The sequence below is a fragment of the Mycobacterium sp. genome (assembly GCF_040509115.1).
Classification (GTDB): domain Bacteria; phylum Actinomycetota; class Actinomycetes; order Mycobacteriales; family Mycobacteriaceae; genus Mycobacterium.
The window spans coordinates 1-7,834 of the sequence record NZ_JBEVLO010000164.1 but is presented as its reverse complement, the minus strand read 5'-3'; the positions used below and the strand labels follow the sequence as shown (position 1 = coordinate 7,834).

Here is a 7,834-nt window from a genome sequence, read left to right as displayed (position 1 = left end):
TGTTTCGCTGGTCGTGGCGGTCATGGCTGGCCCCTAGAAGTGGTAGACGTCCACCACGTGGTGGATGTAGTCGTTCTTGAGCACGACGGTCTTGCGCCGGATCAAGGGCTGCTCGCCGCTGAAGTCGATGGTGTAGAACGAGGTCCCGTAGTACGGGTCGATGGTCTTGTACCGGAAGTACATGGTGTGCCAGTTGAACCGGACGTCGACCAGATCACCGCGCCGCTCGATGACCTCGACGTTGCTGATGTTGTGACTGGTGCGTGGTTCGGGGATCGACGTCGCCGAGGAGCGTTCGGTCCGGATGCGGAAGATGCGATCCTCGAGCCCGCCCTTGTTCCCGTAGTAGATGAGGGAGATGTCGCGCTGCGGGTCGCCGACCAGTGTGTCGTCGTCGTCCCAAGAGGGCATCCAGTACACCACGTCGTCGGCGTAGCACTGCAGCCACTTCTCGAACTCCCGGTCGTCGAGGTAGCGGGCCTCCCGGTACAGGAACTGCTCGATCAGGTTCTGGGTGATGAGTGTGGTTCCCGCTGTTGATTTTTCGGTCGACGTCACGTCAGTTCCCCTCGGTCTCGCGGGCCAGCGCGGCGCGCATCGTGTCCAGCCAGTACCCGTGCTGCACCGGGTAGAGGCCCTCGTCCTCGTTCTTCACACCCGCCGAGATGACGCCGTGCATGTCGAGCGATTCGGCGACCTCGTCGGGCCCGGTCAGCCAGTGCTCGGCGCCTCGGCTCATGTCGTTCCACGGCGCAGCCTCGGCCCGGAAGGTCAGCTGGCAGGAGCGGAACTCCTCAAGGTCGTCGGGCGTGGCCATGCCGGAGGCGTTGAAGAAGTCCTCGTACTGCCGGATCCGGTGAGCCCGGGCCGAGTCGCTCTCGCCCTTGGGGGCGATGCAGTAGATGGTGACCTCCGTCTTGTCCGGCGCGATCGGGCGGAAGTGTCGGATCTGCGTCGAGAACTGGTCCATCACATAGACATTGGGGTAGATGCACAGGTTGCGTGAACCCTTGACCATGAAGTCGCCCTTCGCCTCTCCGAACTCCTCCTTGAGGGCGTCGAGCTTGTCCCACAGCGGACGGTCCTGCGGATTGCCCGCCCACGTCCAGAGGCACAGGTGGCCGTGCGGGAAGGACCAGTAGCCGCCACCGGATTTGCCCCAGCTGCCGGCGTCGAGGGCCAAGGTGGCGTTCTTCGACTCGCCGGTGCTGCGCCTGCTGGTCGTCGCGGCGTAGTTCCAATGCGTGGCCGTGACGTGGTAGCCGTCGGCCCCGTTCTCGGCCTGCACCTTCCAGTTGCCGTCGTAGGTGTAGGTGGACGAACCGCGCAGCACCTCCAACCCGTCGGGCGACTGGTCGACCAGCATGTCGATCACCTTGGTGGTGTCACCGAGGTGCTCGTCCAACGAGAGCACGTCGTCGTTGAGGCTGCCGAACAGGAAGCCGCGGTAGCTGTCGAACCGCGCCACCTTGGTCATGTTGTGGCTGCCGTTGACGTCGAAGGTGTCGGGGTAGCCGGCGCCTTCGGGGTCCTTGACCTTCAGCAGGGTGCCGTCGTTGCGGAACGTCCAGCCGTGGAACGGGCACGTCAGCGTCATGCGGTTGTCGGTCTTGCGCCGACAGATCATGGCGCCTCGGTGGGCGCAGGCGTTGACCAGACAGTGCAGTTCGCCGGATTTGTCCCTGGTGATCACCACGGGCTGGCGGCCGATGTAGGTGGTGAAGTAGTCGCCTGGATTGGCCACCTGGCTTTCGTGGGCCAGGTAGATCCAGTTGCCTTCGAAGATGTTCTTGATCTCGAGCTCGAAGACGTCTTCGTCGGTGAAGATGCGGCGATTGGCGCGGTAGATGCCTGCCTCGCTGTCGTCGATGACGGCGTTGGCGAGGACGGCGGCGACGCCTGGGCGAGCGGAGCGACGGGATGGGTCAGCGGGGCGAGCGGAGCGACGGGATGGGTCGTCCTTCGTGTTCTCGCTGATGGATGTAGTCATGGTGCCTCCAGGTGTGATCTAGGAAGACACGCTGTCATTGAGTGGTTCCAGTCACACTAGGCAATTACCTAGTCCTGACCAGGGTCCTTATTGATCGATGAGATAGATCAATAAGGGCAAAACAAGTCCTTGTCTGTTATGGGTTGGCGCCCTACCGTCGAACGTGTCGGCCATCACAACGAACCCGCGATCGGACGGAAAGCACATGGAGCTGCGTCACCTGCGCTACTTCGCCGCAGTCGCCGAGACGTGCCACTTCGGGAGGGCTGCCGAGCAGCTGCTCGTTGCCCAGCCTGCGCTGTCCTATGCCATCAGACAGCTCGAAGACGAGTTGGGGGCCACGCTCTTCAACCGGACGACCCGGCAGGTGTCGCTGACCCCGGCAGGGGAATTCCTGCAAGCAGAGGCGGCGCGGATCCTCGCGGGCGTGGACGACGCAGAACGAGGGGTGCGCCGGATCGCTGCGGGCCGTAGCGGCCTGCTCCGCGTCGGGCTGACGGGAACCGCCGCGTTCTCCCACCTGCCACGTGTGGCCCGCATCCTCCGTCAGGAGCTCCCCGGGGTGGCGATGGAGATTCAGGCCGACGTACTCACCCCGCTGCAATGCGATCAATTGCGCGCCGGTGCGCTGGACGTCGGAATACTGCGACCTCCTGCCGTCGGCGATGACATCGAACTTCGGACCATCGACGTCGAGCCCCTGGTCCTTGCGGTGTCGGCAGACCACCGGCTGGCCGCCGAACCCGTGGTGTCGTTGACCGACCTTCGCAACGAGCCGTTCGTCGCGTACGCCAGCCGTGACTCCGCCGTGAACGATGCGGTCTCGAGGAGCTGCAAGCGGGCAGGTTTCGTGCCCCACCGTGAACACGTCGCGCCGGGGACCGCCGTGTTGTTGGCACTGGTGGCCGCGGGCTTCGGGGTCGCCGTGGTCCCCGCCTCGGTGCACGCACTTCCGTTGCAGGGCGTCGTCTTTCGCGACCTGACCGACGGCGGAAGCATCGAACTCGCCCTCGCCTGGCGTCGCGGTGGCGACAACCCCGTCGTCGATGCGGTCATCGACGTGCTGTCCTCGGTCTTCGCACCGATTGGTCTTGAGGAGCTGCTGTGAAGATCACTGCCGTCGAGGCGATTCCGTTCGCCATCCCGTACGTCAAGCCGCTGAAGTTCGCGTCGGGCGAAGTCCACACCGCCGACCACGTGCTGGTCCGCGTCCACACCGACGACGGCGTGGTCGGGGTGGCCGAGGCGCCGCCGCGGCCGTTCACCTACGGCGAGACGCAGGCGGGCATCGTCGCGGTGATCGAGCAGCTGTTCGCACCCGCGCTGGTGGGCTTGGCGCTCACCGAACGCGAGGTTGCCGGCGCAAGGTTGGCCCGTACGGTCGGAAACCCTGCGGCGAAGTCGGCCGTCGACATGGCGATGTGGGATGCGTTGGGGCGCACGTTGGAACTGCCGGTGACGAGCCTGCTCGGTGGTTTCACCGATCGCATGCGGGTCAGCCACATGTTGGGCTTTGCGGATCCGGCAGTCATGGTCGCAGAGGCGGAGACCATCCGAGATCTGTACGGAATCAGCGTATTCAAGGTGAAGGTCGGCCGCCGTCCCGTCACGCTGGACACCGCCGTCGTGCGGGCGCTGCGGGACCGCTTCGGCGATTCGGTCGAGCTGTACGTCGACGCCAACCGAGGATGGACGGCCGCGGAATCGCTGCGTGCCATGCAGGAAATGGCCGACCTGGATCTGCTTTTCGCCGAGGAACTGTGCCCCGCCGACGACGTGCTGGGCAGGCGTTGGTTGGTCGAACGACTCGACGTGCCCTTCATCGCCGACGAGTCGGTTCCGACGCCAGCCGACGTGACGCGAGAAGTGTTGGGCAAGTCGGCCACCGCGATCAGCATCAAGACCGCCCGCACCGGGTTCACCACGTCCCAGCGCGTCCACCACCTGGCCGAGGGCCTGGGTCTCGAGGTCGTGATGGGCAACCAGATCGACGGCCAACTCGGTAGTGCCTGCGCCGTCGCCTTCGGTGCGGCCTTCGAGCTCACGTCGCGTCGCGCAGGCGAACTCTCCAACTTCCTCGACATGACCGACGACCTGCTTACCGAGCCGCTTCGCATCCGCGACGGCCTGTTGCGGGTACCGCCCGGTGTGGGTCTCGGCGTCGACGTCGACCCCGAGAAGCTCGCCAGGTACCGCACTGACCACTGAACTCCTCCGCGGTCAGCCCCGCAGAGCGTGAAGAACAACAGAGAGAAGAGATCTGATCATGACCACCATCGAGCAGCCCGCGTCATCCCCTGTCGCTTCGGCACACGTCGCCAGCGCCGCCGCCTCCGGCGCGTCGGCCACCGAACGGTTCCACAGCGACAAGTCGCCGTACGAGGCCGTCAAGGACACCCCACCCGAGCGCGTCGACCTGCTTGCCCGTGAAGTGCTCGGCGCCGTGTACGACACCGTGCGCCGCCACCGCGTCACCTACGACGAGTACAACGCCCTCAAGGCATGGCTGATCGACGTGGGCGAGACCGGCGAGTGGCCGCTGTTCCTGGACGTCTGGCTGGAGCATGCCGTCGAGGACGTGGCCACCGATCATCGGGCGGGCAACAAGGGCAGCATCGAGGGGCCGTACTACGTGCCCGGCTCACCGGAACTGGGCGCCAAGGGAGCAATCCCGATGCGCGAGGATGAGAAGGGGACGCCGCTGGTGTGGAGCGGCAGGATCACCGACACCGATGGCGCACCGTTGCAAGGCAAGATCGAACTCTGGCACGCCGACGACGACGGCTATTACTCCCAGTTCGCCCCCGACATCCCAGAGTGGAACCTGCGCGGCAGCTTCACCACCGGCGCCGACGGCAAGTTCGAGATCACGACCATTCGTCCTGCGCCATATCAGATTCCGACCGACGGATCGTGCGGAAAGCTGATTGCGGCGGCGGGTTGGCACGCATGGCGCCCGGCGCACCTACACGTGAAGGTGTCAGCGCCGGGGCATGAACTACTGACCGCGCAGTTGTACTTTCCCGGTGACGAACACAACGACGACGACATCGCCAGCGCGGTGAAGCCGGAGTTGATCCTCGCGCCCACCGTCGAGGCCGACGGTACTCAATCGGTGGGCTACGACTTCGCGCTCGATCCCGAGCGGAGCTGATGTGCGGTTCCACGTGCGGATGGACGTGCACCTCCCGGCCGACATCGACCCGCAGACGCGGGACGACCTGATCGGCCGGGAGAAGACTTACTCGCAAGAACTTCAGCGCGCAGGAAAGTGGCCCCACATCTGGCGCATCGTCGGTGAGTACGCCAACTTCTCGATCATCGAGGCGGACTCCAACGACGAAGTCCACCAGTTGATTTCCGCGCTACCGCTCTTCCCGTACATGAAGGTCCACGTCACGCCACTGGCGTCGCATCCGTCCGACGTGAAGGCGTAGGGCGCGCGGGCCTCGTCGACCGCCAATTCCGAGCAGACGCTGCTATGCATGAACGTCATTCAGATCATCCCCAAAGGCTGTCGAGGTGGTCGGAGGTGGTGACGTGGGCAGCAGCGGGGAACAGTGTCCCGGTGAGGAAGTCATGGGTAGCCTGCTCGCGGTCGGCGCAGGCGTCTTTCAAGACGACGATCCGGTAGTCGCGGTCCATTGCCTCCCGCACGGTGCTCAGGACGACACCGCTGGTGCTCACCCCGGCGAGGACGAGGGTGGTGACGTCCCTGTCACGGAGCTGCCGGTCGAGGTCGGTGGTGGTGAAGGCGCCCACGCGCGTCTTGCGGACCGCGACCTCGTTGGGCAGGGGAGTGAGTTCGGGATGAAACTGGGTGTCGGGCGCGTCGTCTCGTAGCGACGAGCCTCCGATACGCGACGCCAGATCGGCGAAGATGCTGGTCTCAGGGATCGCGCTGAGGTCCGACGGGGTGAAGGCGACCCGCACCCAACCCACGTGCCCGCCGCGCCCGCGAACCGTGTTGACGGCGGCTTTGACTCGTCCGACGAGCCGGTCGGAGTCGGCGAGCTGGGTGAGAATCCCGGTTTGGTAATCCATGACGAGCAGTGCGGTGTGGCGCGGATGGATCGCGATGCGGTCAGCCACGTGAATCCTCCCTTCCTGATGCCGGATCGGCGTTGGCGGTGCTTCTGGTCAACGAACGGTCGAAGACCGTGATGGTCAGGAAGACGGCGCTGATGCCGACCAGCAGCAGAGCGAGGTGGTGCATGCCGGTGGTGTCGGCGGACTGGCCGTAGAAGGCGCCCTGCGCGGCGGAGGAGATGATCGCGCCGAGGTAACCGAACGTGCGCAACAGCCCGGCCGACGTGCCGATGTCGTCGGGGTCGGCTTGCCGGTAGACGGAGTTCTGCAGGGCCAAGCTGTTGAGCCCCTGCGGAACGCCGAAGACCAGCGCGACGACGATCAACAGCCACACCGCCGTCGACGAGTGCAGGGTCAGCAGTAGTAGGCACCCGATCACCTGGCCGACTGCGGCGACGACCAACTTGGTGCGCACGGCCTCCCGACGTCCCGTGACGAGCGAGACCAGCAACCCCGTGGCGAACAGTGGCAAGGTGGCGAGACCGGCCTGCCCGGCGGACAGACCGCGGCTCTGCTCGAGCCACTGGGTGTAGCCGTACATGAAGCTGTAGGACACGACGTACGCGAGGAGCGTCCGCCCGTAGGTGATCAGCAGTGCCCGGTTGCGGCCGAGGATTCGCAGGTCGATGAATGGTTCTGTGCGACAGCGGAGTTCGCGTGCAGTGAAGGCTGCTGCCGCCGCGATGGCGGTGACGGCGAGGTACCAGTCGCCGATACGGGGATGCATGAGGAACAGCAGCAGTGCGACGAGAGTGCCCGCGAACAATCCCATTCCGAGATAGTCCAGCTGCCCCCTCGCCGTGGTGGGGCGGTGGGGCTTGCTCGGCGGCTTGGGGAACCGGCGTGCGCCGAGGACGAAGGCGAACAGGGCGATGGGGAGGTTGATGGCGAAAGTCGCGCGCCAGCCGCCGATGCCGATCAGCAGCCCGCCCAACGACGGACCGATGACCGCGATGGTTTGGGTCGAGATCGCCAGCGCCGTCAACACGAAGGCGGGGCTGTCCCTGCCGGTGCGTTCGCTCTCGTCATGGATGAGTCGCATTGCCGCCGGATAGCCGGCGCAGGTGCCGAAGCCCAGGATGACGCGCGCGACGATCAACACGGTGAGATTTGGTGCCAGGGTTCCGATGATGCCCGCCAGCCCGACCAGTGCGGTGGCGGGGAGGAAGAGCCGCCGCGGGCCGTAGGTGTCGATGAGCCTGCCGACCACCGGCTGGCCGACGGCGGTGGCCAGGTATAGCGAGGAGATCAGCCATGCGGTTGCCGACGCAGGCGCGCCGAACGCCACTCCGATGGGGACCAGAGCGACCGCGATGATCGACGAGTTGATCGGATTCAGCACGGCACCGGAGATCAACGGCGCGAGCAGCTTTCGGTCGAAGCCGTCGTCATCGGGACGAAACCGCCGTCGCAACCGCTCGCGCAACGGGGCTGCGGACGTCACGAGTCCACGATCCGGTCGAGCAGCGCCATCGCGTGGTTGACGACGGCGAGCTCGTCTTCGCTGAGTCGTTCCGCCAGAGTGTGGGCCAGCCACTCGCGTCTCGTGGCGCGGGCGTCATGGCCGTAGGTGCGCCCCTCTGGGGTGAGGAAGATCAGCTGGCGGCGGCCGTCGCCGGGATCCTTCTCGCGACGGATGAGGCCCAGATTCTCCAGGACCGCCACCGTCTCGGCCATCGACTGCGGGCGGACCTTCTCGGCGCCGGCCAGTGTGCTGGTCGAGGACGGCTCGTTCGCCGCGAGCCGGGCCAGTGC

Annotated in this window: 9 protein-coding genes; 4 read left to right on the top strand and 5 right to left on the bottom strand. The window is 65.9% G+C overall.

The window, feature by feature from the left end; genetic code table 11:
- Nucleotides 1-33 precede the first annotated feature (33 nt).
- Nucleotides 34-558: a benzoate 1,2-dioxygenase small subunit gene (benB, locus tag ABW137_RS12280; protein WP_526400234.1), complete on the bottom strand. Its 525-nt coding sequence runs from the start codon at nucleotides 556-558 to the stop codon at nucleotides 34-36.
- Between the two features lies 1 nt (nucleotide 559).
- Nucleotides 560-1,990 carry a benzoate 1,2-dioxygenase large subunit gene (gene benA, locus ABW137_RS12275; RefSeq protein ID WP_526400232.1) on the bottom strand — a complete coding sequence of 477 codons (1,431 nt, stop codon included), beginning with the start codon at nucleotides 1,988-1,990 and terminating at the stop codon, nucleotides 560-562.
- A 205-nt stretch (nucleotides 1,991-2,195) separates the two neighbouring features.
- On the opposite strand from benA, the gene ABW137_RS12270 reads away from it, so the two are divergent.
- Genes ABW137_RS12270 through catC form a run of 4 tightly spaced genes read left to right on the top strand, consistent with a single transcriptional unit; the run spans nucleotide 2,196 to nucleotide 5,427 of the window.
- Nucleotides 2,196-3,098 carry a LysR family transcriptional regulator gene (locus ABW137_RS12270; protein WP_526400230.1) on the top strand — a complete coding sequence of 301 codons (903 nt, stop codon included), beginning with the start codon at nucleotides 2,196-2,198 and terminating at the stop codon, nucleotides 3,096-3,098.
- The gene (locus tag ABW137_RS12265) at nucleotides 3,095-4,198 is read left to right on the top strand and encodes a mandelate racemase/muconate lactonizing enzyme family protein (protein WP_526400228.1); all 1,104 of its coding nucleotides are present in this window, start codon (nucleotides 3,095-3,097) and stop codon (nucleotides 4,196-4,198) included. The genes ABW137_RS12270 and ABW137_RS12265 overlap by 4 nt, the downstream gene beginning before the upstream one ends.
- A 58-nt stretch (nucleotides 4,199-4,256) precedes the next feature.
- A complete protein-coding gene (gene catA, locus ABW137_RS12260) occupies nucleotides 4,257-5,144 on the top strand; it encodes a catechol 1,2-dioxygenase (RefSeq protein ID WP_526400226.1) in 888 nt (295 codons plus the stop codon).
- Between the two features lies 1 nt (nucleotide 5,145).
- Entirely contained in the window at nucleotides 5,146-5,427 is a 282-nt protein-coding gene (gene catC / locus ABW137_RS12255; RefSeq protein WP_526400224.1) for a muconolactone Delta-isomerase, read from the top strand.
- A gap of 64 nt (nucleotides 5,428-5,491) precedes the next feature.
- On the opposite strand, the gene ABW137_RS12250 is transcribed toward catC, so the two are convergent.
- The 3 genes from ABW137_RS12250 to ABW137_RS12240 all read right to left on the bottom strand — a co-directional run.
- Nucleotides 5,492-6,082, bottom strand: coding sequence for a cysteine hydrolase family protein (locus ABW137_RS12250; protein WP_526400222.1), 591 nt, complete (start codon nucleotides 6,080-6,082; stop codon nucleotides 5,492-5,494).
- Nucleotides 6,075-7,523, bottom strand: coding sequence for an MFS transporter (locus ABW137_RS12245; RefSeq protein WP_526400220.1), 1,449 nt, complete (start codon nucleotides 7,521-7,523; stop codon nucleotides 6,075-6,077). Before ABW137_RS12245 ends, ABW137_RS12250 begins: the two co-directional genes overlap by 8 nt.
- A partial coding sequence (locus ABW137_RS12240; RefSeq protein WP_526400218.1) for a MarR family winged helix-turn-helix transcriptional regulator occupies nucleotides 7,520-7,834 on the bottom strand: 315 nt, incomplete at its 5' end. The genes ABW137_RS12245 and ABW137_RS12240, both read right to left, overlap by 4 nt.

Coding starts and splice junctions, on each gene's coding strand:
- benA (WP_526400232.1), bottom strand. CDS start 1,990: ATGACTACATCCATCAGCGAGAACACGAAGGACGACCCATCCCGTCGC.
- ABW137_RS12270 (WP_526400230.1), top strand. CDS start 2,196: ATGGAGCTGCGTCACCTGCGCTACTTCGCCGCAGTCGCCGAGACGTGC.
- catA (WP_526400226.1), top strand. CDS start 4,257: ATGACCACCATCGAGCAGCCCGCGTCATCCCCTGTCGCTTCGGCACAC.